The 24,640-nt window shown below is 41.3% G+C and carries 22 protein-coding genes and 1 rRNA gene; 4 read left to right on the forward strand and 19 right to left on the reverse strand.

Annotated features, from left to right (window positions below):
* Window positions 1–28: 28 nt before the first annotated feature.
* Window positions 29–382 (reverse strand): 30S ribosomal protein S10, encoded by a 354-nt coding sequence (rpsJ, locus tag EMIN_RS07210; protein WP_012415583.1) that lies wholly within the window; start codon window positions 380–382, stop codon window positions 29–31.
* 482 nt (window positions 383–864) lie between these two features.
* On the opposite strand from rpsJ, the gene EMIN_RS07215 reads away from it, so the two are divergent.
* Both EMIN_RS07215 and EMIN_RS09560 read left to right on the forward strand, forming a co-directional pair.
* Window positions 865–3,477: a hypothetical protein gene (locus EMIN_RS07215; protein WP_012415584.1), complete on the forward strand. Its 2,613-nt coding sequence runs from the start codon at window positions 865–867 to the stop codon at window positions 3,475–3,477.
* 82 nt (window positions 3,478–3,559) lie between these two features.
* Window positions 3,560–4,078, forward strand: coding sequence for a type IV pilin protein (locus EMIN_RS09560; protein ID WP_012415585.1), 519 nt, complete (start codon window positions 3,560–3,562; stop codon window positions 4,076–4,078).
* 170 nt (window positions 4,079–4,248) lie between these two features.
* Here EMIN_RS09560 and EMIN_RS09635 read toward each other — a convergent pair whose 3' ends face one another.
* From EMIN_RS09635 to EMIN_RS07290, 14 genes are all read right to left on the reverse strand, one after another.
* A complete protein-coding gene (locus EMIN_RS09635) occupies window positions 4,249–4,758 on the reverse strand; it encodes a type IV pilin protein (protein WP_012415586.1) in 510 nt (169 codons plus the stop codon).
* A 101-nt stretch (window positions 4,759–4,859) separates the two neighbouring features.
* On the reverse strand, window positions 4,860–6,047 hold the full coding sequence (tuf, locus tag EMIN_RS07230) for an elongation factor Tu (RefSeq protein WP_012415587.1): 1,188 nt from the start codon (window positions 6,045–6,047) through the stop codon (window positions 4,860–4,862).
* A 55-nt stretch (window positions 6,048–6,102) separates the two neighbouring features.
* A complete protein-coding gene (fusA, locus tag EMIN_RS07235; protein WP_012415588.1) occupies window positions 6,103–8,205 on the reverse strand; it encodes an elongation factor G in 2,103 nt (700 codons plus the stop codon).
* A gap of 12 nt (window positions 8,206–8,217) precedes the next feature.
* On the reverse strand, window positions 8,218–8,697 hold the full coding sequence (gene rpsG, locus EMIN_RS07240) for a 30S ribosomal protein S7 (protein ID WP_012415589.1): 480 nt from the start codon (window positions 8,695–8,697) through the stop codon (window positions 8,218–8,220).
* A gap of 15 nt (window positions 8,698–8,712) precedes the next feature.
* Window positions 8,713–9,093: a 30S ribosomal protein S12 gene (gene rpsL, locus EMIN_RS07245; protein ID WP_012415590.1), complete on the reverse strand. Its 381-nt coding sequence runs from the start codon at window positions 9,091–9,093 to the stop codon at window positions 8,713–8,715.
* Between the two features lie 169 nt (window positions 9,094–9,262).
* On the reverse strand, window positions 9,263–13,420 hold the full coding sequence (gene rpoC / locus EMIN_RS07250; protein WP_012415591.1) for a DNA-directed RNA polymerase subunit beta': 4,158 nt from the start codon (window positions 13,418–13,420) through the stop codon (window positions 9,263–9,265).
* Complete coding sequence (rpoB, locus tag EMIN_RS07255; RefSeq protein WP_012415592.1) at window positions 13,420–17,232, reverse strand: DNA-directed RNA polymerase subunit beta; 3,813 nt, start codon at window positions 17,230–17,232, stop codon at window positions 13,420–13,422. Before rpoB ends, rpoC begins: the two co-directional genes overlap by 1 nt.
* A 214-nt stretch (window positions 17,233–17,446) precedes the next feature.
* Entirely contained in the window at window positions 17,447–17,827 is a 381-nt protein-coding gene (rplL, locus tag EMIN_RS07260) for a 50S ribosomal protein L7/L12 (protein ID WP_012415593.1), read from the reverse strand.
* 144 nt (window positions 17,828–17,971) lie between these two features.
* A complete protein-coding gene (gene rplJ / locus EMIN_RS07265) occupies window positions 17,972–18,493 on the reverse strand; it encodes a 50S ribosomal protein L10 (protein WP_012415594.1) in 522 nt (173 codons plus the stop codon).
* Window positions 18,494–18,862: 369 nt separating this feature from the next.
* Complete coding sequence (locus tag EMIN_RS07270) at window positions 18,863–19,657, reverse strand: EFR1 family ferrodoxin (RefSeq protein WP_012415595.1); 795 nt, start codon at window positions 19,655–19,657, stop codon at window positions 18,863–18,865.
* Between the two features lie 49 nt (window positions 19,658–19,706).
* The gene (locus tag EMIN_RS07275; protein WP_012415596.1) at window positions 19,707–20,162 is read right to left on the reverse strand and encodes a pyridoxamine 5'-phosphate oxidase family protein; all 456 of its coding nucleotides are present in this window, start codon (window positions 20,160–20,162) and stop codon (window positions 19,707–19,709) included.
* Between the two features lie 3 nt (window positions 20,163–20,165).
* Window positions 20,166–20,771 carry an LA_2272 family surface repeat-containing protein gene (locus EMIN_RS07280; protein WP_012415597.1) on the reverse strand — a complete coding sequence of 202 codons (606 nt, stop codon included), beginning with the start codon at window positions 20,769–20,771 and terminating at the stop codon, window positions 20,166–20,168.
* 10 nt (window positions 20,772–20,781) lie between these two features.
* Window positions 20,782–21,237 (reverse strand): alanyl-tRNA editing protein, encoded by a 456-nt coding sequence (locus EMIN_RS07285; protein ID WP_012415598.1) that lies wholly within the window; start codon window positions 21,235–21,237, stop codon window positions 20,782–20,784.
* A 6-nt stretch (window positions 21,238–21,243) separates the two neighbouring features.
* Window positions 21,244–21,639, reverse strand: a complete 396-nt coding sequence (locus EMIN_RS07290) for a hypothetical protein (RefSeq protein ID WP_012415599.1) — start codon at window positions 21,637–21,639, stop codon at window positions 21,244–21,246.
* A gap of 38 nt (window positions 21,640–21,677) precedes the next feature.
* Between EMIN_RS07290 and EMIN_RS09565 the strand changes: the two genes are divergently transcribed.
* Window positions 21,678–22,193 (forward strand): type IV pilin protein, encoded by a 516-nt coding sequence (locus tag EMIN_RS09565; RefSeq protein ID WP_012415600.1) that lies wholly within the window; start codon window positions 21,678–21,680, stop codon window positions 22,191–22,193.
* Window positions 22,194–22,220: 27 nt separating this feature from the next.
* Here the strand turns inward: EMIN_RS09565 and EMIN_RS07300 are convergent, their stop codons facing one another.
* Together EMIN_RS07300 and EMIN_RS07305 are read right to left on the reverse strand one after the other, a co-directional pair.
* Window positions 22,221–22,514, reverse strand: coding sequence for a hypothetical protein (locus EMIN_RS07300; RefSeq protein ID WP_012415601.1), 294 nt, complete (start codon window positions 22,512–22,514; stop codon window positions 22,221–22,223).
* Window positions 22,515–22,756: 242 nt separating this feature from the next.
* Window positions 22,757–23,020, reverse strand: a complete 264-nt coding sequence (locus tag EMIN_RS07305; protein ID WP_012415602.1) for a zinc ribbon domain-containing protein — start codon at window positions 23,018–23,020, stop codon at window positions 22,757–22,759.
* Window positions 23,021–23,194: 174 nt separating this feature from the next.
* On the opposite strand from EMIN_RS07305, the gene EMIN_RS07310 reads away from it, so the two are divergent.
* On the forward strand, window positions 23,195–23,572 hold the full coding sequence (locus tag EMIN_RS07310) for an FKBP-type peptidyl-prolyl cis-trans isomerase (RefSeq protein ID WP_012415603.1): 378 nt from the start codon (window positions 23,195–23,197) through the stop codon (window positions 23,570–23,572).
* A 539-nt stretch (window positions 23,573–24,111) separates the two neighbouring features.
* Here EMIN_RS07310 and EMIN_RS07315 read toward each other — a convergent pair.
* Window positions 24,112–24,315: a cold-shock protein gene (locus EMIN_RS07315; RefSeq protein ID WP_012415604.1), complete on the reverse strand. Its 204-nt coding sequence runs from the start codon at window positions 24,313–24,315 to the stop codon at window positions 24,112–24,114.
* A 159-nt stretch (window positions 24,316–24,474) separates the two neighbouring features.
* Window positions 24,475–24,593, reverse strand: a 5S ribosomal RNA gene (rrf, locus tag EMIN_RS07320).
* Window positions 24,594–24,640 lie beyond the last annotated feature (47 nt).

Consider the following 24,640-nt stretch of genomic DNA (forward strand, 5'->3'; position numbering starts at 1 on the left):
CTTATATATAAGACGCGTAAATTTTTGCTTAGTTGCTTTTAATTGCAACGTCTACGCCCGCGGGAAGATCAAGCTTCATAAGCTCGTCAACCGTCTTGGCTGTAGGGCTTTTAAGGTCAATTAATCTTTTGTGAATGCGCATTTCAAACTGCTCTCTGGATTTTTTGTCTGTATGAGGTGAGCGGAGCAATGTGTACTTTTTAATTCTTACGGGAAGAAGTACGGGACCGGAAACTATTGCGCCTGTTTTTTTGGCAGTGTCAACAATTCTGCTTACGCTTTGGTCTAACATCCTGTGGTCATAAGAACGAAGTTTAATACGAATTCTTTCCTGGCTGATAAGCTGTTTTGCAGCTTTTTTTTCTACATTTTTTTCTGACATTTTTTTTCCTTATTTAAGTTCGTACCTGCAATATTTAGCACCGTCAAAAATCATGCTAAATTTCCCAGGATTACGACGACAATTTTAAACAAAATATTTTCGGTAGAAAAGCCCTTCGAGGACACAATTTTACCTTGTCCCCGTGGAAATTTCTGCCGAGTAATTACTTATTTACTCTAAAATTATAGCAAAATATTTTGGCTTTGTATATACAAACAACTTTTATACGGTTTCAAAACATCCGCTATTTGAAATCTATGTTTATATTATATATTATTTTTGGCCGCTGAGGCAAAAGCATAAAAGTTATTTAGGCCCATACGCGAAATAGGTCCTAAGACCCTTGTTTAACCGGACAACTCTTTAATAATATCTAAGACAAAAGTTATTTAGGTTGCAAATTACAATTTCCGCAAAAAAGCCGCAATGTAACAAAAATAACAATAAATTATCTCGTATTTTTTTTGATATACTAATTGAATATGATTAAAAAAAGCGTTTTTTTTCTTATGATTATCAGCCTTTTTTGCGGCTGTTTTTTTGACGCCCCCCCAAACCCCCGAAATGAAGAGGAACGCCAGCTTTTTGTTCAAACCGATAAAAATTTCAATCTTTCCTTTCTTTCAATGGATAAATATGTAAACCGATACGGCAGCCCTACAGACCAAAAAATTTATATAAAATTAAGAACTGACTTTGTTAATTCCATAAAAAAAGCCCTGCAAAAAGATTCTGAGGAAGATAAAATCGACGCTTTGCAAAAAGCGGATATGGTTTATGTACCTGCTTTAAATGATTTACAAAACAAGATAAAAGTAAGGCAGTTAAATTCATATTTACCGCTGCTTGAAGCCAAACACAAAAAAGCTTTGGCGGAAACAACCTCTTTGTTTGGCGAGGTTGCGGCAGAACAGGTATCCTCCGCGCAAAACAAAATGACCGAAGGATTAAAAAGGTCTTTACAAATTCAGGACCCTGCTTCAATGCAATACCAGATAGCGGGCGTTAACAGTATATTTTTTAAAGAGTTAACTTCAATATTAAATACACAATCTAGTTTAAAAAAAACGTCCCCAACGCAAACTAATGAAATTTTAAACATTTACGCTCATCATGAAAGAGTTGCGAGGGTTACAGAAGGCTCCGCGCAAGAACTGCCGCCCAATCATTTTATCGCAAAAAAACCTAAAGAAAAAAGAAAAAGACCGCAATTGGCTAAATTAGAAACAAAGGAAGCTTCTTTTGTTTTCGGCAAACGTCCGCGATTGAAAACGCAAAAAGATAAACAGGAACTCATAGCAAAAGCGCCCATGGCGCAAAATGTTAAAGAAAAACAAGCGCCGACTGTAAAAAAAATCCCCATGCCAAAAGAGGAAAAAAAATCAGGAATAACCGCAAAAAAAACTGCGACGCAAAATCTTGAAAAAAAAGAAGCCGTTACTAAAGAAATCTCCACACCCGTAACAGAAGAAAAGAAAGGATTGTTTGCGAGATTTTTTGCGGCATCAAAATCTGAAGAGAAAAAAGAAACGGATGTTAAAACACAACCTTCCGCCGAACCGGTTATAAAAGAAGAAACAAAAACGCCCGCGGCGCCTGCTACACCTGAAATTTCTTTTGGCAAAAGACCCGGCGTTATTATCCAATCCGAAGAACCCTCCAAAATTATTGAAGCGGGAAAACCCGCCGGAACTGCGCCAGTAAAAGAAATACCGCAGGCGAAAAATAATGAAGTAAAAGAAATAAACACGGAAGACAAAGAATCCGCCGCCCCTAAAAAAGAGGACAGCCAAAATGCGCTTTTAGACGCAGCGATTAACACTTCCTTGGTGCCAAACAATGTAGCGCAAATAATAGCGGGAAAAAGAAAAAAGCTTGATCCGTTTTCCGAAATAGCGCGCAATATACAACCTTTTTTCGGTGATATCCCAGGAAACAACGGGCTTGCCTCCGCTAAGGAAGGAATGGCCTTTATTCCTACACAGAAAATTGACGAAATTAATACGGAACTTAACAATCTTATAGAAGACTCGGCCCAAAAAATAGAAAAAATTTTCGACAGTAAAACAGCAGCTGAATATAACACAAAAATGCAGCCGGTAAAAAAAGAATTTTTAGACTATATTTCGGAACCGCACCCGGCTGGCGAATACCCCAACAAATATCTGGGGCTTGCCACAAAATTTCAAGACACAACTGAAATATTTATGGCGACGAAATTAAAAGATATCGTAACGGCTGATATAAAATCTAATTACAATCGTATGAAAAACCAAATGCCTGAGTTGGCCCCGCAATTTACATCTTTTGAAACCGGCGCTATAAATGAAATTACCGAAAACTACGCAAGATTAAGCGTATATAAACCCAAAGGGAATATTTCTAAACAGGATTATTTTAATAATGTTGTACAATCAATATTAAAAAAATATGACGCGAAAACAAACGCCGCCGTAACAGAATATAACGAGCAAAAAAAGCGCGCCATGCTTGCTAAAGCTAATTCCGAATTTGACTATAATATTTCCAATGTTTCCAAACAAATAAAAAGCCAGTTTGGCAGATTGGCGGGCAATGAATATGAAAAGATGATGAACTCTTACCGCAAGGAATATTTAAGCGTATTATCTACAGCCAACGACGAAGAACGCAAATCAAAGGAAAGCGCTTTAACAGCTAAAATAAACAATGAAAGCGATAAATTTATGTTAAAAAACACAAAGATACAGCTCTTTGGTTCGGCCTCCTTGGACTTTCAAAAAGTAGATCATATTCTGCCTGCCGGAGAAGCCAGAAAAATGCAGATAGCTTATGAAAAAGAGATTGATTTTATAGAACAGAAATGTATTTCCGACGCTCCTTTAGGAAAGAAAACGGAAACATTTGTTAAAGCCACAAAGCCCGTGATTGAAAGACATAATTTAGCTATAAGAAAAATTTTAAATGATTATTATACAAACTCATACAACCCTGCAAAAAATGTGGCTGACGCAATATCCGCCGCAAAATCGTCACCCTCGGAAAACGGAGCCAAAACGCAGCAGCAAAACACCCCCTCCCTAACGCTTGAACAAAGATCTGCGGTAGTCAAATAATACGATACAAAGACTTACACATTTTAAATAATTTATAAATAAATTTGATATACTACCACAAATATATAAAGGAGATAAAAACATGCAGCGAAAACACTCTTTTTTCCGCTCTGCGTATCCGCGTTATTCTTACATTAAAAACAAAGCCTTTACATTAATTGAGCTATTGGTTGTTGTTCTTATTATAGGCATACTTGCCGCTATCGCTTTACCGCAATATACTAAAGCCGTGGACAGAGCAAGACTCTCTGAAAGTATTTTGCTCGCAAGGGCATTTTCTGACGCAAACCAGCGTTATATGCTTGCTGTCGGGGAATGTACTCCGTCATTGGATGATTTAGATATTGAATTACCGTTAAACCCTAAAAAGTATGCCCTGTCATATGATAAAAATAATAATTGCTTATTATCAATAGATATTCCTAATAAAAATTTTAGAATCAGGGCTTGGGGAACGCCTGTCGCCGCAGCCAACTGCCCTAACGGTGACTGCATATATTGTAACGGAGCTAATGAGGAAGGGGAAAAACTTTGCCAAACATTCGGCGCTTATGATTTTACGGGCAACCCAAGCAATACCAAATATTATAGGATTAAATAACAGTTTCTTTAAATTAGCACGTAAAACAAAGATATCAAGCGAAGTTGTTTTGTATATAGAAAATATTTTTAAAAACACTGCTGTTCTTATATCAGAAAAAGTTGTGCCACAAAATAAAAAGTATTAAATACAGATAAAAAAATTTGCGAAATACAAAATATTTTTACATATTAAAAAACAAAATGATCGCCGTTTGCGTTTGTAAAAGTGGGGCTGCTTTTGCCGCTGATAGATTTACATACCGAAAGGTACCTGTCTCTGTTTTCGATACCCGCGCCTACACCGCAAACAAAATGCCCCCTTAAATTCACAAAGCTGCTGTTATTATCATAATACGCTATTTCAAAACCGGGAACGCTCACCCGGTAGCCTGAGACAGCCGTATCAAACAATCCGTACATATACATTTTTGTGGCCTTACAATCTTTGGGATTATGTGGCGGTGATGAACAGGCTGCCCCGGGAATGTCAATATCAAGCTCATCAAAAGTTGAAGGCATTTTCCCGGTTGCGAGGAAGTAGCGGTCTCTGGCGTCTTTTATCGCTTTAACCATAATAAAAGCTTCCGCCGCGCGGGATTTTTCTACCGCTTTATTATACTGCGGCAAAGCGATAGCGGCAAGTATGCCTATAATAAGAACAACAACCAATAGCTCAATTAACGTAAAGCCTTTTTTCATAAATCCTCTTATAAATATTTTCCAGTTTAGCATATTTTTTTGATAAAAAACCCCGCTCCTGCTATAGGCGCGGGGTTCTCTTTCCTTCTTTTCTTAAACTCTTACTCGATAACTTTTGTTACTACGCCGGCGCCTACTGTCCTGCCGCCTTCTCTTATCGCGAATCTTAAGCCTTCTTCCATCGCCACAGGCGTAATCAACGTTACTTCTATCTCCGCGTTATCTCCAGGCATTATCATATCGCCCGCAAATTTCAATTCGCCAGTAACGTCCGTTGTTCTAAAGTAAAACTGAGGTTTATATCCTGGTGTCAACGGCGTATGTCTGCCACCTTCATCCTTCTTCAAAATATATACCTGACCTTTGAACTTTGTGTGCGGTTTGATTGACTTAGGAGCCGCTAATACCTGACCTCTTTCAATCTGGTTCTTTTCTACGCCTCTAAGCAATACCCCTACGTTATCGCCAGCCTCTCCCTGATCTAATAACTTACGGAACATTTCTATACCCGTAGCTACCGTGTTCATCGTGTCTCTAAAACCGATTATCTCTATCGTATCGCCTACTTTTACCACACCTCTTTCAATTCTGCCCGTAGCCACTGTTCCGCGCCCCGTAATCGAAAATACGTCTTCTACCGCCATCAAAAACGGCTTGTCCGTTTCTCTCTTCGGCTCAGGTATCCATGTGTCAAGCGCTTCCAATAATGCTTTTATCGAAGGTTCCCCTATAGGTGAACTGTCCCCTTCTATCGCTTTTAACGCGGATCCTCTGATTATCGGCGTATTGTCTCCGTCAAATTCATATTTGCTTAACAAATCTCTGATTTCCATTTCAACTAAGTCCAATAACTCCGCGTCCGCTAAGTCTACTTTGTTTAAAAATACCACAAGCTTTGGTACGTTAACCTGTTTCGCTAACAATACGTGCTCTCTCGTCTGCGGCATAGGACCGTCTTGCGCCGATACTACCAATATCGCACCGTCCATCTGCGCCGCTCCCGTTATCATGTTCTTAATATAATCAGCGTGTCCCGGACAGTCTATGTGCGCATAATGCCTTTTGTCCGATTCATATTCTACGTGTGATACCGCCACCGTAACAATCTTTGAAGCGTCTCTTACTACGCCCCCTTTCGCTATGTCAGCATATCCCATCTCTTTAGCTTTCCCTTCTTTCGCTAATACCTTCGTCAATGCTGTCGTCAATGTCGTTTTACCGTGGTCAACGTGACCGATCGTGCCTACGTTAACGTGCGGCTTTGTTCTTACAAACTTTTCTTTAGCCATTTTAATTTTCCTCTTAAACTATATGCGGGCGGACATGCCGCCCGCTATGCTAGATTTATTTAGAAGCACCAGCTTCTGTTTTCTTTTCAATGATTGCTTTCGCAACATTGGCAGGAACTTCAGCGTATTCGCTGGGTTCCATTGTAAAGCTGGCTCTGCCCTGTGAAAGGGAACGCACCGTTGTAGCGTAACCGAACATTTCGGCAAGCGGAACTTGCGCTCTTACAAAGCGAACATTGCTTCTCATGCCCATTTCGCCGATTTGCGCTCTGCGGGAGCTAAGATCGCCGATAATGTCGCCCAAGTTGGCTTCGGGAGCAACAACTTCGACTTTCATGATAGGTTCCAAAAGAACCGCGCCGGCTTTTTTGGCGCCTTCTTTTAAACACATTGAAGCGGCGATTTTAAAGGCCATTTCGGAGGAGTCAACTTCGTGGAAGGACCCGTCTGTAACGGCAACTTTAATATCAACAAGCGGATAACCTGCTAGCGCGCCTGAATCAAGAGCTTCTTTACAACCTTTTTCAATAGCGGGGATGTATTCTTTAGGAATACGGCCCTGGGTAATTTCGTTAAGGAAGGTAAAACCTTTACCTTTTTCGTTAGGTTCAATTCTTAAAATAACGTGACCGTATTGACCTCTACCGCCGGACTGTCTGATATATTTTGTTTCATTGCTGACGGATCTGGTAACTGTTTCCCTGTAAGCGACCTGGGGTTTACCGACGTTAGCCTGAACGTTGAACTCTCTTTTCAAACGGTCAACGATAATGTCAAGATGAAGTTCACCCATACCGGAAATAACGGTTTGGTTTGTTTCTTCATCTGTTTTAATGCGGAAAGTCTGGTCTTCTTCAGCCAAACGTGAAAGCGCGTTGCCCATCTTTTCTTCGTCTTCTTTAGATTTAGGCTCAACCGCGATTTGGATAACAGGTTCAGGGAAAGTAATGCTTTCCAAGATAATCGGTTTATCAGGCGAACAAATTGTCTGCCCGACCTGCGCGTTTTTTAACGCTACCGTTGCGGCGATTTCACCCGCTTCAAGATATTTAACCTCTTCACGTTTATCGGCGTGCATGCGCATGATACGGCCCACGCGTTCGCTTGCATTTTTGCCCGGGAAATACACTGTGTCGCCCGCGCTTAACGTGCCGGAATAAATACGGAAAAATGTCAATTTCCCGACAAATGGATCGGTTTGAATTTTAAAAAGAAGCGCGCTGAAGGGTTCCGTTTTAACAAGTTTTCTTTCTTCCGGTTCACCTGTATCGGGGTTTGTGCCTTTAACGGGCGGCAAATCGTTAGGTGAGGGAAGATAATATGTAACGGCATCTAACAAAGGCTGCACGCCTTTGTTTTTATAAGAAGAACCGCACACTACGGGAAAAAATTTACCCGTTAAGGTGGCTTTTCTTATAGCGGATCTGATTTCTTCAACGGAAAATTCCGTTTCTCCGCCTAAATAGCGTTCCATAACAGACTCATCAAAATCGGCGATTTTTTCAATCATTTCCGTTCTTAATTTTTCGCAAATATCTTTGACATCGGCGGGAATTTCATGTTCGTTAAATTTTGCGCCGTTTTGGTCGCCTTCCCAAATTAAAGCTTTCATGGTAACTAAATCAACCATGCCTTTAAATTCATCTTCAGCGCCGATAGGGTACTGAATGGGGCAGGCGTTCGCGCCAAGCTTTTCTCTTATAGACTTATAAGATTTGTCAAAGCTCGCGCCGATTCTGTCCATCTTATTAATATAAGCAATTCTGGGAACATGGTATTTATCAGCCTGTCTCCAAACGGTTTCAGACTGGGGCTCAACGCCCTGCACGCCGTCAAAACAGGTGACAGCTCCGTCCAAAACGCGCAAAGAGCGCTCTACTTCAGCCGTAAAGTCCACGTGTCCGGGAGTGTCAATAATGTTTAACTGACAGTCTTTCCAAACACAATATACAGCCGCTGCGGTAATTGTAATACCTCTTTCCCTTTCCTGTTCCATCCAGTCGGTAACGGAAGCGCCGTCATGTGTTTCGCCGATTTTATGAACTTTACCTGTGTAAAACAAAATACGTTCAGATGTAGTTGTTTTACCAGCGTCAATGTGGGCGATAATACCGATGTTTCTAATCTTTTCTACTGGGTATGTTTTAAATTCAGCCATTGTCGCTATTCCTTACCATTTAAAGTGGGCAAAAGCTCTGTTGGCTTCGGCCATTCTGTGGGTATCTTCTCTTTTCTTAAAAGCAGCGCCTTCTTTTTTAGAACCTAAAATGATTTCTTCGGCAAGCTTTTCCGCCATAGGGCGGCCTTTGCGTGAGCGGGCCGCGTCTAAAAGCCAGCACATCGCGAGCGAGGTGCTTCTAAGAGGTTTTACTTCAACCGGTACCTGATAGGTGGCGCCGCCGACTCTTCTTGCTTTAAGCTCAAGTAAAGGGCGCACTGTTTCGATACAGCGGTTAAACACTGTCATAGCGTCTTCTTTGGTTTTATCAGCAATGATGACCATGCTGTCCGCAACAATTTTTTCAGCTGTTGCTTTTTTACCTTCGAAATTTATTTTATTTACAAACCTTGCTACCAATACCGAATCATACTTATAATCGGCTTCGGGCAAAGCTCTTCTGTCTCTGGGTCTTAATCCTTTTCTAGGCATTTATATTACTCCTGTCTATTTAGCGGCCTTAGGTCTCTTAACACCGTAAAGAGAGCGGCCCTGTTTTCTGTTTTCTACGCCTGATGCGTCTAACGCACCGCGGATAATGTGATACCTTACACCCGGCAAGTCTTTTACACGGCCGCCTCTTACTAAGACGATGCTGTGTTCTTGCAAGTTATGTCCCACGCCGGGAATATAAGCGGTGACTTCAACTTTTGATGTTAATTTAACACGGGCAACCTTTCTTAAAGCAGAGTTAGGCTTTTTAGGGGTTGTGGTATAGACACGAGTACAGACGCCGCGTCTTTGCGGACACGACATAAGAGCAGGTGACTTTGTTTTAGTCTTGTTCATTGTTCTGCCCTGTCTGACTAATTGATTTACTGTTGGCATTAACTATTTTTCTCCTATTGTTTATAATACGCGGGTGAACACTCCGGCAGCGTAAGCGGCCTTAACATTCCCGCCCGCGCGTATCATTTATGCTCCTCCATTTACCGCAAGGAAACACAAAATCTGTTTTACTCTGTACTCTTACGCAAGAGTACAGAGTATTAAAAATTTACTTCTTTTTAGCCGCTTCGAATTCTTTTGTGAATTCTCTCGCGGAAATACCCGTACCTGCAGGTATTAAATGGCCCACGATAACGTTCTCTTTTAAGCCTTGTAATGTGTCTACCTGGCCCGTGATAGCCGCGTCTGTTAAGACTTTGGTCGTTTCTTGGAAGCTGGCCGCGGAGATGAAAGAATCAGACGCGAGTGAAGCCTTGCTGATACCTAAAAGTATCGGGTCTCCAACCGCAATCTTTTTGCCTTCTTTTTCCGCCTGCGCATTATGTTTTAACAATGTCGCGCGGCTTACAATTTCGCCTTTTAATAAAGGCGTGTCGCCAGCGTCAACGATTTTTACGTTGCCCAACATCTGGCGGACAATAACTTCAATATGTCTGTCGTTAATCGTAACGCCCTGTAAGCGGTAAACTTCCTGAATAGCGTTAAGTAAAAATTCCTGTACTTCTTTAATACCTTTTACGCGTAATACGTCGTGCGGGTCAATGGCGCCGTCTGTTAGAGCTTCGCCTACGCCCACATGGTCGCCTTCGTAAACAACTAAATGTTTACCTTGGGGAACCGCGTATTGTTTAACCTGGCCGGTTTCTTCGCTTCTTACAACGATTTCAACCAAACCTTTCGGTGATGTTTCTAAGCTGACTACACCGGCGAACTCAGACATAATAGCCGCGTTCCTCGGCTTGCGGGCTTCAAAAAGCTCCGCGATTCTGGGAAGGCCGCTGGTGATATCCTTTGTACCGCCTGACGCTTTGGCGATTTTAGCCAAAATGTCGCCGGCAAGAACATCTTCACCGTTTTCAACTAATAAAATTGTATCTACAGGCAACGGCAAACTTACTTTTTTGCCGCCTTTACCTTCGATAACGATTCTGGGGTTCTTTTTGCCCATACGGCTGGCAGTGATTTTTCTTTCAATAACACCGGTAACTTTGTTTCTTTCTTCTTGTAAGGTAATACCTTCGGAAACGTCAGTAAGCCTGGCTGTACCTTCCGTTTCGGAAAGCACGGGTATTGAGTGCGGATCCCATTCTGCCATTAAAGTGCCTTTTTCTACAGTCACTTTATCGGCAATATGCAATGTGGCGCCGTATTGAATCTTGTATTCTTTAATTGTACCATTTGCGGCCTCTACAAAGATAGCCCCGTTTCTTGAAATACAAATTTTATTATCAAACCTGTTGGTAATAACTTTAATATCTTTAAAAGTTACTTTACCGCCGAGTTCGGCAACGGCTTGTGACTGGCTTAACATACGTGAAGCCGCGCCGCCGATGTGGAAGGTTCTGAGCGTAAGCTGCGTACCCGGCTCGCCGATTGACTGAGCCGCGATAATACCTACGGAATCGCCCACGTTAGAAATATTGCCTGAAACCAAGCTCACGCCGTAACATTTACCGCAAACGCCGTTTTTGGATTCGCAGGTAAGCACTGAACGGATACGCAGGTTTTGCACGCCGTATTTTTTAACAAGCTTAGATTGTTCTAACGTAATAGAATCGCCTTCTTTAATAATTGTTTTTTCTTCTTCTTTGCCGTCAGCTTTTTTGATTTTTACAATAACGTCTTCCAAGCTGGTGCGGCCTAAAATTCTTTCTTCAATAGGTTCAACAACTTCCTCGCCGCTCATAAGTGAGGAAACCACAACGCCGTTTGTTGTGCCGCAGTCTTCTTCCATAACCACAAGATTGTGCGCCACGTCAATAAGACGGCGGGTTAAGTAACCGGCTTCAGCTGTTTTAAGAGCTGTGTCCGACAAACCTTTACGGCCACCGTGAGTGGAAATAAAGTATTCCAATACGGACAAGCCCTCTCTAAAGTTTGAGGTAATGGGGGATTCAATAATTTCGCCCTGACCGCCGGTAAGTTTCTTTTGCGGTTTAGCCATCAAACCTCTCATGCCGGCAAGCTGTCTAACCTGTTGTCTGGAACCTCTGGCCCCTGAGTCAGCCATTAAGAAAACAGAGTTAAACCTCTGCCCTTCACCTGAATAAGGAGCCTCTTCAAACTTTTTCATTTCTTTAAACTGTTCTACAGCAACGTCGTCGGTAACGCGGGTCCAGATATCAATAACTTTATTGTATCTTTCGCCTTCGGTGATGATACCGGCTTCGGCCTGGCCCTGAATTTCTTTAATTCTCTTTTTAGCCGCGTCAATGTATTTCTGTTTCGCCGCGGGAACAATCATATCAGCGATAGAGATTGAAAGACCTGAACGCGTGGCGTAATTGTAACCAAGCTTCATAATTCTGTCTAAAAGTTGAACAGTTTCATATTTGCCGTATTTTTTGCTCTTATAGCATTCGTCTATAATAGCGGCAAGTTCTTTTTTGCCTACGGCACCGTTAACATAGGGCCAGCCTTCGGGCAAGTTATTATTAAAAATAATTTTACCCACGGTTGTATAATCTTTCCATGTGTTAACATTTTTTAAATCTTTTTCATTCATGCCGTCTTCTTTAATAGCCGTAATTCCGCGCACTTTAATTCTTGCGTGCAGCGAAACTTTGCCGTAAGCATACGCCATTAAAGCTTCTTCCATGCTGCCGAAAACAGCCCCTTCGCCGAAGTCGTTGAGTTTAACTTTTGTTAAAAAGCTGATACCCATAACAATATCATGCGACGGCGCCGCTATAGGGCGGCCTGAAGCGGGTGATAAAATATTGTTTGTGGCAAGCATCAATGTGCGGGCCTCAAGCTGCGCTTCAAGCGACAACGGAACGTGAACAGCCATCTGGTCACCGTCGAAGTCAGCGTTGAAGGCGGCGCAGGTTAACGGGTGAAGCTGAATAGCTTTACCTTCAATTAAAACCGGCTCGAAAGCCTGTATACCAAGCCTGTGAAGCGTTGGCGCGCGGTTTAACATTACAGGATGGTTTTTTGTAACCTGTTCTAAAATATCCCAAATTTCGGGTCTTACCCTTTCTAACATCTTTTTGGCGGCTTTAAGAGTAACGCCTTCTTTTTTCATAAGTTCGCCGATGATAAAAGGTTTAAAAAGTTCAAGAGCCATTAACTTAGGCAAACCGCACTGGTGAAGTTTAAGGCTGGGGCCTACCACAATAACAGAACGGCCTGAATAGTCAACGCGTTTACCTAAAAGGTTCTGTCTGAAACGGCCGTGTTTACCTTTAATAACGTCGGATAAAGATTTAAGCGGTCTGCCGCCAGCGCCTATAAAGAACTTGCCTCTGGCGCCGTTTTCGATTAAAGCGTCAACAGCTTCCTGAAGGAGTCTTTTTTCATTATAAATCATTACTTCGGGCGCTCTTAAACTTTCAATATGTTTAAGACGGTTGTTTCTGTTAATGATTCTTCTGTATAAATCATTTAAGTCAGACGCGGCAAAACGTCCGCCGTCGAGCGGAACTAAAGGTCTTAAATCCGGCGGAATAACGGGCAGTACGGATAAAATCATCCATTCGGGCCTGTTGCCGCTGGCTTTAAATTCTTCCATGGTTTTAATGCGTCTTATAAGTTTGGTTCTTTCAAGTTCGGACTGCGTTTCAGCCAACTGAACGTGAAGAGTCGGTATTTCTTTGTCAAAATCAATGTCGGACAAAAGTTTTTTAACGGCGGGAGCGCCAATATCAACTTTCAAGCGCGAACCGTGTTTTTTGCGGGCTTCTCTAACCTGGACGTCAGTAAGAAGTTCGCCTTTTTTATAATCTGTTCTGCCGGTAACGGAGTCAATACAGTCTTCAACCACTACGTAGCTTGCGTAATAAACAACCCTTTCAAGGTCGGTTATTCTCATGTCAAGCATGATGCCGATTCTGGATGGATTTTTGCGTAAAAACCAAACGTGCGCCACGGGAACCGCAAGTTCCAAATGGCCCATACGCTCGCGCCTTACTTTAGCTTCGGTAATTTCAACGCCGCAACGGTCGCACTGCATGCCTTTGTATTTTACCCAGCGGTATTTGCCGCAGGAACATTCATAATCTTTGGTAGGGCCGAAAATGCGTTCACAGAAAAGGCCGTCTCTCTCCGGTTTAAGCGTGCGGTAGTTAATTGTTTCGGGCTTTTTAACTTCGCCGTGGGACCAGGCCATAATCTGTTCAGGGCTGGCGATGCCGAGTTTAATGGCATCAAAGTCAAAAAAGTTTAAGTCATCTAATCTTTTTGTTTTTTTCGTTTTTTCTGACATTATAAATTCTCCGTTTCTTCAGAAACAATTTCCTTAGCTATAGAGGCTACGGTCATTTCTTCAACCGCCTGGCCCTGGTTGTCCTTAAGAAGCTCAACGCTTAAACCGAGCGCCTGTAATTCTTTAACTAAAACTTTAAAGGATTCCGGCACGCCGGGTTGCTGCGGCGCCTCACCGCGGACGATAGATTCATACATTTTCGTTCTGCCTGTAAAGTCGTCGGACTTAACGGTAAGAAATTCTTGCAATGTGTATGTAGCGCCGTAACCTTCAATGGCCCATACTTCCATTTCGCCGAATCTCTGTCCGCCGAATTGTGCTTTACCGCCTAAAGGCTGTCTTGTGATTAAGCTGTAAGGCCCGGTGGAACGCGCGTGAACTTTATCTTCAACCAAGTGGATAAGCTTCATGATATACATGTAACCTATGGTCACTTTTTCCTCAAAAGGCTGTCCGGTTCTGCCGTCGTATAATGTTATACGGCAGTAGTCATCGGGCAAGTGCTTTTCGGGCACGCCTTTTTCTATAAGTGCTTTTTTAGCTTTTTTAATTTCTTCTCTGACCGTTTCTTCGGTAGGGCCATCAAATACAGGCGTCGCGGCATTATAACCCAAGTTCTTGGCCGCCCAGCCTAACATTGTTTCAAACAACTGGCCCACGTTCATACGAGAAGGAATACCTAAAGGTGAAAGAACGATATCTAAAGGGGTGCCGTCCGGAAGGAAAGGCATATCTTCTTCCGGTAAAATTTTAGCTACAACACCTTTGTTACCGTGGCGTCCGGAAAGTTTGTCGCCAACCATTAACTTGCGTTTGCTGGCAATAAAAACTTTTACGGATTTGTTAACCGTTACGGCAAGCTCGTCACCTTGTTTGGAGAATTCCATTTCTCTTTCAAAATCTTCCAAAACTCTCTTTTCAAGTTTTTTGTAAAGAGCGTTAATTCTTTCTTCTTCTTTTTTAGCGTCTTTAACGTTAGAATCTTTAATGTTGGTAAGAGCGAGCTTGCGTTGTTCTTTTAACGTTTCAAGATTCGTTGTTTTTTCATCTTCCAAAGCTTTGATTCTGGCTTTTTCTTCGGCTTTTGTAAGTTTTTCTTTTCTTACAAATACTCTTGTGCCGATTACTTTGCCGCTTGTGCCCGGAGGTACGCGTAAAGAAGCGTCAACAACGTCGTCGGCTTTTTTGCCGAATATTACTTTTAAAAGCCTTTCTTCAGGCGTAAGCTGCTGTTCGCCCTTAGGTGTAACTTTACCGACTAAAATATCACCCGGTTCAACTACCGTGGAAGGAATAACAATACCGTCCGCGTCAAGATGCGCCAATGCTTCCGCGCCTATATTGGGGATATCTCTTGTTATTTCTTCGGCGCCGAGTTTTGTGTTTCTGGCGTCTATGCTAAATTCGTGCAAATGCACTGAGGTAAAAACGTCTTCCTTAACGAGCTTATGGGAAACTAAAATAGCGTCTTCATAGTTATAACCTTCCCAGCTCATAAAACCGACTAGCAGATTTTTGCCTAAAGCCAAAAAGCCGTCTTTCATGGCGGGGCCGTCGGCCAAAACCGTGCCTTTTTTAACAATATCGCCGGCTTTAACTAAAGGTCTTTGGTTAATACAGGTATCCTGGTTGGAACGTTTGTATTTAATAAGGTCGTAAATCTCCGGAGCGCCGCCTTCTAAAGGTTCAACAGCGATTTTATCGGCCGCGGCAAAAACAACTCTGCCGGGTTTAGCGGCGGAAATCGTGGCGCCGGAATCGCGCGCTACTTCATGCTCGATACCTGTGCCCACCAAAGGAGCTTCCGTTAACAACAAAGGAACGCCCTGGCGTTGCATGTTACAACCCATGAGAGCGCGGTTAGCGTCGTCATGTTCAAGGAAAGGAATTAAAGCCGCTGAAACGCTGATAACCTGTAACGGGGAAACGTCCATATAGTCGACCTCTGAAGGAGAAACTATAGGATAGTCGCTTCTTACACGGCAAGAAACCATATCTGTATTGATTTTGCCGCTATCCGTAAGAGGAGTGTTTGACTGCGCTACCATTAAATCGTCTTCCTGGTCGGCTGTTAAGTATTCAAAATTATCCGTTACTTTGCCTGAGTTAACCTTTCTGTACGGGGTTTCAATAAGACCGTATTTGTTAACTTTAGAATAGCACGCTAATGACGTGATAAGACCGATGTTCGGACCTTCGGGCGTTTCAATGGGGCAAACGCGGCCGTAATGCGTGTGGTGAACGTCGCGGACTTCAAAGCCCGCTCTCTTTCTGTTCAAACCACCGGGACCTAAGGCTGAAAGTCTGCGTTTATGCGTAAGTTCTGATAAAGGATTAATCTGGTCCATAAACTGTGAAAGCTGTGATGTACCAAAAAACTTCTTTATAATAGCCTGAACGGGCTGGGCGTTAACTAAAGCGCGCGGCGTATGAGAGGCTAATTCCTTGTTCATTCTGTCGCGGGCTGTTTTAGCCATTTGTGAAAGGCCTACACGGATTTGGTTTTCCAACAATTCGCCGATGCCTCTTACACGTCTATTGCCCAAATGGTCAATATCGTCGGTTTTAAAAATAATTTCTTCACCGTACATTTTTTGCGCGTCTTCGCCGGCGTTTAAAGCTAAAAGATATTTAACTGTTACTATAATATCCTCGGCGGAAAGTGTTCTGCGTTTATCTGTAGGTTTTGTGAATTTTTTAAATTTAAGGTTTTCAACAATGTCAAACAAAGAAGCGAACTTTTTATTGATTTTATAGCGGCCTACATAGCTCAAATCATATCTTCTGATATTATCAAAAATAAGATTATCCAAAAATGCTTCGGCCTGTTCTTTAACTACAAAGTCCTGCCCTCTCATCTTTTTATAGATGTCGGCTTGGGCTTCTTTTGATGTTCTGATTTGGTCTTTTCGGTTTTCTAATGTGGCTAAAATACCGGGATCGTCCTGTCTGGGGTTGCCGGAAATAATTTTAACTTTTTTAATTTTGCGTTCAACCATTTCTTTAAAAATTTTGTCGTCCATAGGCATAGCGGCTTTGTCGTCAAGATTCCAAAGCACTTCACCCGTGGCGGGGTCAACGATATCATCAGCTGCGTAACGGCCCACGACGTTATCAATTTCAGCGGGTTTGACTTCAACATCCTCAACGTCGTAAAAGGCCTGTATTATCTGGGCGTTTGTTTCTAAGCCACAAGCGCGTAAGAACGTGGTGGCAAGCACCTTTTTCTTACGATCAATGCGTACCCATAACGCGTTCATAATATCAAATGAAAATTCTATCCACGCGCCTCTGTAAGGAATAATGCGCGCGACATAAAGCTTTTTACCTAAAGTAGACTGTTTCTTTTCTTCGTCTTCTTCAAAAATAATACCGGGTGAACGGTGCAACTGGCTGACTACAACGCGTTCAGCGCCGTTAAAAACAAAGCAGCCCGCATCCGTCATTAAAGGAAGATCACAAAGCGTAACATCCTGCTCGGAAGCTTCTTTAAGTTTCCCGTCTCTTTTTTTAACTGAAAGCCTCATTACCGCTTTCATGGGAGCGCTGTAAGTGCCGTCCCTTAAAGCCGCCTGCTGCGGCGTGGAATATCTGGGAGCGCCGAGCTCGTATTTAACGAACTCAAGTTTCATGCTGCCGTCCGGAGCTTCTATGGGGAACACGTCTTCAAACGCGGCTTGTAAGCCTTTAAGTTCTCTCTTTGTCGGGGCAACGTCAAGCTGCAAAAAGTCAACAAAAGACTCTTTTTGCATATCCAATAAATCGGGCAAGGACAATTTAGATGAAATTTGACCAAAGTTTGTTTGTTTCATTTCTGTTTTATTCTCGTCGGTATTTCAACGCATTTGGCAAATTATCTTTATACCCGCTAAGGATAAAGGTAATACGCCAAATTGTTTTGCACAACCGGTCTCAAATATTTAATTTTATGACCCAAGTGCTTAAAGGAAGATTTTCTTTTTTGATTTTATTCCCGCTCCGCCGTTTAAGGCGGAGCGGGTAAAACTTGCAACGTTTAACTCTTAATTATTTAAGTGTAACAACGCCGCCGGCTTCAGTAACTTTCTTTTTCATTTCTTCAGCTTCGGCTTTTGCAACGTTTTCTTTTATAACTTTAGGCGCGCCGTCTACTAAGTCTTTTGCTTCTTTAAGACCTAAGCCTGTAATTTCGCGGACAACTTTAATTACAGCGATTTTTTTGTCTGCGGCTGCGCTTGTGAGCTCAACGTTAAATTCTGTTTTTTCTTCGGCGGCTGCTGCTGCAGGTGCTGCGGCGGCTACTGCTACTGCGGGAGCTGCGGCTTTAACGCCAAATTTGTCTTCTACGGCTTTAACGAGTTCGGAAAGTTCCAAAACCGTCATGCCGGCTATTGCTTCAAGTATTTCTTCTTGTGTAAGTTTTGCCATTTTCTTTCTTTTCCTTTTTATTTATCGGGTAGCTGCCTTCTGCTTAAGCCGAGCTTAAGCCCGTACATTTATCCCTTTCGGGACTACCACCGCTCTTTGGCGGGTTTGAGTTTTTGCCCTTAACAACCGTGAAGATTACAAAATTTATTTTTTGGAATCTTCAACGGCTTTAAGCACGTACGCAAAATCTCTGATAGGAGCTTGCAAGACCTGTGCAGATTGGGCGACTGCGCTGTAAAGCGCGCCGGCAAGCTTGGACAAATTATCTTCTTTGCTGCCGATGGAAGCAAGTTGTTTAATTTGCGCTTCGCTGTACCATGTGCCGTCACTGAAACATGATCTGAGCTTTAAAGCCTCAAACTTCTTTGAGAAATCAACAAGCTCTTTCGCTACAGCGGCTACATCTCCGCCTAATGCTATAGCTGTGGGTCCTTTGAAAAGCTTTTCGTCAGCTCCTTCAATGCCCGCCTGTTTTATCGCGTGGCCTACAATAGAATTCCTTTCCACACGGAATTTAGCGCCCGTGGGAATAAGGGATTTTCTAAGGTCGGCCATGTCTACGAATTTCAAGCCCTGGTAGGACACGAAAAACAAGACGCCCGCGTCTTTGATTTCTTTAGATAAGTTTTGTGACTTTTCTACTTTTTGTTCTTTTGTCAGGTTCATTTTTACCTTGTGGCAAAAAGCTGTTTTTTAAGTTTATACTTAAAAAGTTAAGCGTAAGCCCGTAAAATTACAGGCCTTTTTTGCCTTTATTTTATTGGCGACTTTATTATTTTCTTGTCATTTTTTCAGAAAAGAAAACGACAGCACAAGATGCTTTCCGTTTTAATATTTCCGACGGAAAACTCCTTGCTGTACAAAGTACCAAAAACTAAAATAAACTTCTCTGTTATTATTTTATCAAATTAAGGCCGTTAAAAGCAAGCGTTAAAAATGCTTTTTAACAGTGTCCTTTATCTATGGAAATTATAGCATATTCGCGTTGTTTTGGCAGGCGCATAAAAAAAGCGGCTTTTTAGGCCGCTTTTTATGCTACTTTTTCATTTTATCAAAAACATATCTGTCTCTTTTACTGCAGCGGCTTAAAGCGTCAAGCTGGGTAATGGCTTTTGACGGGCAGATATTAAAGCAAAGTTCGCATTGTTGGCAGCCCTCGTGCCAATGCGGGCGGCCGCCTTCCATTGTAATCGCTTTTACCGGACAGGAAGATGCGCATAACCCGCAGGAAATACACGCTTCGGACACTTTCCACCACTTCCAGCCGCGCGGTATCATAATTTTTCTGAAAAATTTAAATAATATTCTATAGTGCAGTTTTAAAAACCAAGGCGTTTTAAAGCTACGCATATTTGACTTGCCCGCCACGATATCTTGCGCCATTCTTGCCATTGTTCGGTCCGCAATGGCAACAAGCCTTTTAGCCGTTTCGGGCGGGGTAGGCGGGGTATAAACGGTAAAACTGCTGGGCATAAGAATTGTGGTAGCCGTCATAATATTATATTTTTTGCGCCACAATATTTTTTTAGCTTTTGAAAGCGCCCAACCGACATGCAGTTTATTTGCGAAAGTGGTAAAAATGCAAATCTTTTTATTGTTTAACCGAGGCATGGCTTCCAGCCATTTTTGCACTGAAGGAGGCATGCCGAAACCGTAAATAGGATAACAAAAGATAAACATTGAGTATGCTTCGAGCTTAGCGTAGTCATACCCTAAAATCTTATCCAAATCGGCCTGCTGGCCTGCTTTAATAAGATTAGCTTGCAGGACCTCGGCAATATGTTTTGTGTTGCCGCTGCCCGTAAAATACAGTATTATTGTTTTTTCCATATATATATTTTATCTTTTTTAAAAAAGTTTTTTAAGGGAAATATTAATATTAAAGGATTATTTGTTTTAACGCGCCTTTAATAACCTCAAAATTGCCGTTATAAAATTTATATTCAAACGCTTCAAAACGTATTACGGCGTAATCGCCGCCGTCCCTGCCGCCCTTATAATAAATTTTCCAGCTGTCATGCCAAAGGGCGTCTTTAATGTTTTTATCGGTTTCAATATATGCATTACCCGTAAGAAGGAGCCCCTGGAAACTTTGCGGCAAAGAAAAATAAACGGACGCATTTTTATTTTTTTCTATCTGCTCTATTTTTGACGAGCTTTTATTTGTTGAAAAATAAATGGTTTCAAACGACTCAAACTTTCCTTTAAGATGCGGGGCAATGTTTTCATTACGCAAATTTAGCATCGCGCGCGTTTCAGGATAACCTTGTTTATTGATTGTTGTAAGTTCAATATTAGAACAGTTTTGTAGGAATTTTTTTATTGTTTTTTCCATAAATTAAAACCTGAAGTTAGCCCCCGCCATAAAAGGCAAAACGCCGTTATAGGCTATATTAACAACACCGATTTGCACGCCTTTTAATGTTTTAGCGTAATTTACAATACCTATTTGAAGGCCGGTCATCTCCCCGTAATTTAAATTAACAAGCCCTATATGAAGGCCGGTAACGCTTTCACTAAAGCTTAAACCGCTGACCAGCACGCCCGCCGTAGCTCCGCTTGAACCTTTAGCGAGCGCCAAATCAAGCCCCACGGTATAATTTAAATTTAAAAGACCTGCCGAAACTCCTGTGACATCCCCCGAAACGCAGGGTGAAATTTGTAAACCTTTAACATCGCCTTTCGCGCCCAAGCCCGCCGCCTGTATACCCCACAAGTCATCAGACACCGCCGAAAGAGCGCCTATCTGCAAACCGAAAACGTGCGGAGTTGTAGTACCTAAAATACCAATATCTAAACCCATAACTGTGTTAACGTTATAAGGCAAAGAATCTGTCCGCGTCCCGTTGCCGAAAAACGCTATTTTAAAAGGCGTTGTAATACCTTGCGAAAAACAGGTTGCGGAAAACAAAGCAAGAAGCGCGGCCAAAATAATTTTTTTCATTTAGTGTCCCTTAATTTTCAAGTTTATATCTTATTCTTAAACGTCCGTTTTCATAGTCCCAGGTTGTTATTTTAAACCTTCCTATTTCGGCTGTGTTTTTAACATGTTTGCCGATACATGGGCAAACATCATAATCCCCCACAAAAATAACCCTCAACATATCCCCGGCGCTTTCGGGCAATTTGCTTATATCTGCTATTTTCGACACTTCGGCGCGCGGCATAAATTTTTCGATAACGTCTAAATTTTCAGCTATTATTTTGTTTACTATTTTTTCAATTTCGGCAATTTGTTCCGCAGCCGGGGCAGATGGCAGAAAGTAATCGCACTTTGATTTTGATTTTTCTATATGCGCGTTTTTACTTCGAGCGCAGCCAAAAGCGTTAACCATTGTACGGTTTAAAATATGCTCGGCCGTGTGCATAGGCTCAAAATAATCTTTTGTAGGTGTAAAATCAGTATTCATATTTTTTTATTTAATTTTAGCGGCGTTAATTAAATTCCCGGTAAAAGCGGTTAAGGCACCGGAATAAAAAGCTATGGCCGCAGCGCATAAATCCACCGCCAAAAACACAAGTATTATGTTTTTTATCACGCCGCCAAACAAGATTTTATACATTAAACTTTTTATTAAAGAAAGGGCAAAAAATAAAACCAAATACCAATTATAATTTAAATTGCCGCGGTATATTAAAGTTACGCCAAAAAGCAAAATAACATATTGGAAAAAAGAAAATAAAAAAACAAAAATACCCGAAGTTAATTTTAATTCCTTTTTGTATTTTAAAAAAAACAGGCATATAATATTAGGCGTTAAATAAACCGCCGCTCCTGTTAAGAACCAATTAAACAACTCTGACTTTATCATGATTTATAGTATAATATTTTAATCAAAAGGGGTAAAATATGAAAAGAGGTTTTACATTAATAGAATTGTTAGTAGTGGTGCTTATTATAGGCATTTTGGCGGCAATAGCTTTGCCGCAATACACCAAATCAGTTGAAAAAAGCAGGTTCAGCCAGGCTTTTATTTTAGTTTCAGCCTTAGGCCGCGCGCAGGAAAGATATGTTTTAGCTGCCGGAACTCCCGCTTTTACATTTGATGACTTCGATGTGGACCTTCCCACAAAAGCCGTACCGGGAACTGTAACCGGCAACCTTTCCCACAAGGCGGGCGGCGCTCTTACAGACAACCTTTTTGATTATGTTATAGATTCCGTTAATTCGCCCGTTTGGTACGGAACACCTACTGTGGTACGAAACAGCGGTAACTATAAAGGCGGCGGCTTTATATATTCGCAAGGCAGAATTTATTGCGTTGAAGGGGCCGGCAGCACAAAGCAGTTTTGTAAAAAGTTCTATAATGGAACCCTTTATCTTCCTTCTCAGTCCGGGTGGGATATTTATACAATTCCTTATTAAAAAAAAGCCCTTTAAAAGGGCTTTTTTTTATCTCTTACCTGCTGCTAAATATATAATCCACGTAAGCGGCGCCACTAAAAGCGCAAGCAAAACCGTCCACACCCACCAAACATGAATAGTGTGCCCTCTTTTAACAAACAAAGCAAGCCACATCCATAAAAAAATAAGCCCTACAAAGCCGCCCGGAGCCATAAAAGCGCCCGAAAGCCGGCTGCCAAATAAAAATGCAAAAAGAAACGCTAGTACGACTAAAACAAGCGAATATTTAAAAAAAGTTCCTCTGTCTAAATTACCTTTAAAAGAAAATAAAGTTGATAGCATAGTAAATCCTCCTTTGGTATTCAATATGTATACATTACAAAAAAAGGGCCCTTAAAGGCCCTTTTTTGTCATGCTTAATAAATTAACCGCATTTGCACGGCTTCCCATCAAAGCAACCGCAATGATTTTGCGGGGTACATTTACAATTAGGTGAATGTTTTATTTCTTTTTTATTGCATCCGCAACCCATATCAGCCACCCCCTTTTTTAATATACCCATAGTATACATCTTTTTAGACTTATTATCTATTCTCTTTCCAGCGTTTTAAGCGCTTTATATTCTTTGCAAGAAACCATGCCAAAATTCCGGGCGTGCCCTGGTCTTTCATATGCTGTTTGCATATTTCTTGGAATTCTTTTAAATCCCCTATGAAAGTAAAATTACCGCCTTTATAGCAATAGCTGCAGTATTCGGTATTTTTTGTCATATCAAAATTGGTGCCGCCCCCTTGCGGGTCCTTATCCATAGGCATGCCGCAGCTTTGACAAAATTTATTTTCAGACATATATGGCTCCTCTTTAAAAACATTAATTTATAGTATAATATTTTTATATTAATTTATGCGATTTTTTAAATATACGGGGTAAACACTATGCGAAAACTATTTTTTTTATTGCCGATTATCGTTTTATTTACAGCTTGTAACGACGTAAACACAAATACAAATACCGGAGCTAATATGAACGAAACAGAAAAATTTATTGAAGCGTTTAAAAAACTGCCAAATGTTAAAGAACTGCCGGGAGGCGTTTTGATACAAACAATAACCGAAGGCCGCGGAGTATCCCCCATATCAACCGACACGGTAAAAGTACATTATACAGGCACATTGGTTAACGGCAAAGTTTTTGACAGCTCCGTAGTAAGAGGGGAACCTGCGGAATTTGGATTAAACCAAGTCATCCCTTGTTGGACAATGGGCGTTGCCCAAATGCGTAAAGGCGGCAAAGCAAAACTTGTTTGTCCACCGGCTACGGCCTACGGCAGCAGGGCTTTACGTGAAATACCCGCTAACTCAACTTTAGTTTTTGAAATAGAACTTTTAGATATAAAATAAGTCTTATATTTTAAATATAACACCCTTTGCTTTACCAGAGGGTGTTTTTTATGCAAAAGTGTTAACTTGTTGGAAGTAAAAAATAATATTAATTTATAAAAAACTTAATAATTGCAAATTTTTTAAATATCCCAAGCTTTTACTTGCTAAATTATAAAAATACCCTCTGCGGCATTAGAGCCGCTTCCCCAAATATAAACCAAGAGGATAAAGGTTCTTTTATGTTTTTTCATCAGCTCCCAAAACAAACCTCCTGATATTCCAAAAAGATAAAATAATACGAAAAACAGTCCCTTATCGGCAATTTGTATTACATAAAAGACATTAAAGAATTAATGAAACTTCCCAAGTCCACCCCTGAGGTTTTTTTCAAAGAGTTGCTTTGCGGTTTCACTCAACAACACCTTCGTCTTGCTGCTGCGTAGGTATTGTGAAATCAGAAGAGTAAGGAACACTCCCCTTTTACGCAGGGGGGCCGTACTCTTATAAATAAAAAAAGCCGCTACAAAAAGTAGCGGCTTTTTCTATATCAAAAAAATTTAAATTTTTCTAACATTGGTTGCTTTCGGGCCTTTTTCAGACTTAGCAACGTCAAATTCAACTGCTTGTCCTTCCGCTAAGGTTTTAAAACCTTCGCCTTGAATTTCCTGATAGTGAACAAAAAGATCGGCTGAGCCGTCTTCGGGGGTTACAAAACCGTAACCTTTTTGGTCGTTAAACCATTTAATCTTACCTTGTGCCATGTGTATATATACTTCCTTGTGTTTATATTAAGGTTTTTTTCAAAACCTTTTTTATTGATTACTTCCAATAAATTCTAAAAATCTGTTTCTAAGATATTTTTTATATCAAAATTTGTAAAATTTTTACAAATATTTTTTATAAAAAAAGGGAACCTATAAGACTGACGACGATCTACTCTGACAACACCGAATTGGGTGTTACTACCATCGACCCTAACGAGCTTAACTGCCGTGTTCGGAATGGGAACGGGTGTGGCCTCGTTGGAATTATCATCAGTCTAATAGGTTCCCCGTAATTTCTTAGGAAAACCAGACATAACTTAAA

This window comes from Elusimicrobium minutum Pei191, from assembly GCF_000020145.1.
Lineage (GTDB): Bacteria > Elusimicrobiota > Elusimicrobia > Elusimicrobiales > Elusimicrobiaceae > Elusimicrobium > Elusimicrobium minutum.

Coding starts and splice junctions, on each gene's coding strand:
- EMIN_RS09560 (WP_012415585.1), top strand. CDS start 3,560: ATGCAGCGAAAACACTCTTTTTTCCGCTCTGCGTATCCGCGTTATTCT.
- EMIN_RS09565 (WP_012415600.1), top strand. CDS start 21,678: ATGAAAAGAGGTTTTACATTAATAGAATTGTTAGTAGTGGTGCTTATT.
- EMIN_RS07215 (WP_012415584.1), top strand. CDS start 865: ATGATTAAAAAAAGCGTTTTTTTTCTTATGATTATCAGCCTTTTTTGC.
- rpsJ (WP_012415583.1), bottom strand. CDS start 382: ATGTCAGAAAAAAATGTAGAAAAAAAAGCTGCAAAACAGCTTATCAGC.
- rpsL (WP_012415590.1), bottom strand. CDS start 9,093: ATGCCAACAGTAAATCAATTAGTCAGACAGGGCAGAACAATGAACAAG.
- EMIN_RS07310 (WP_012415603.1), top strand. CDS start 23,195: ATGAACGAAACAGAAAAATTTATTGAAGCGTTTAAAAAACTGCCAAAT.
- rpsG (WP_012415589.1), bottom strand. CDS start 8,697: ATGCCTAGAAAAGGATTAAGACCCAGAGACAGAAGAGCTTTGCCCGAA.
- rplJ (WP_012415594.1), bottom strand. CDS start 18,493: ATGAACCTGACAAAAGAACAAAAAGTAGAAAAGTCACAAAACTTATCT.
- rpoC (WP_012415591.1), bottom strand. CDS start 13,420: ATGTCAGAAAAAACGAAAAAAACAAAAAGATTAGATGACTTAAACTTT.
- EMIN_RS07280 (WP_012415597.1), bottom strand. CDS start 20,771: ATGAAAAAAATTATTTTGGCCGCGCTTCTTGCTTTGTTTTCCGCAACC.
- EMIN_RS07275 (WP_012415596.1), bottom strand. CDS start 20,162: ATGGAAAAAACAATAAAAAAATTCCTACAAAACTGTTCTAATATTGAA.
- EMIN_RS07285 (WP_012415598.1), bottom strand. CDS start 21,237: ATGAATACTGATTTTACACCTACAAAAGATTATTTTGAGCCTATGCAC.
- rplL (WP_012415593.1), bottom strand. CDS start 17,827: ATGGCAAAACTTACACAAGAAGAAATACTTGAAGCAATAGCCGGCATG.
- rpoB (WP_012415592.1), bottom strand. CDS start 17,232: ATGAAACAAACAAACTTTGGTCAAATTTCATCTAAATTGTCCTTGCCC.
- EMIN_RS09635 (WP_012415586.1), bottom strand. CDS start 4,758: ATGAAAAAAGGCTTTACGTTAATTGAGCTATTGGTTGTTGTTCTTATT.
- EMIN_RS07300 (WP_012415601.1), bottom strand. CDS start 22,514: ATGCTATCAACTTTATTTTCTTTTAAAGGTAATTTAGACAGAGGAACT.
- EMIN_RS07290 (WP_012415599.1), bottom strand. CDS start 21,639: ATGATAAAGTCAGAGTTGTTTAATTGGTTCTTAACAGGAGCGGCGGTT.
- EMIN_RS07270 (WP_012415595.1), bottom strand. CDS start 19,657: ATGGAAAAAACAATAATACTGTATTTTACGGGCAGCGGCAACACAAAA.
- tuf (WP_012415587.1), bottom strand. CDS start 6,047: ATGGCTAAAGAAAAGTTTGTAAGAACAAAGCCGCACGTTAACGTAGGC.
- EMIN_RS07305 (WP_012415602.1), bottom strand. CDS start 23,020: ATGTCTGAAAATAAATTTTGTCAAAGCTGCGGCATGCCTATGGATAAG.
- fusA (WP_012415588.1), bottom strand. CDS start 8,205: ATGGCTGAATTTAAAACATACCCAGTAGAAAAGATTAGAAACATCGGT.
- EMIN_RS07315 (WP_012415604.1), bottom strand. CDS start 24,315: ATGGCACAAGGTAAGATTAAATGGTTTAACGACCAAAAAGGTTACGGT.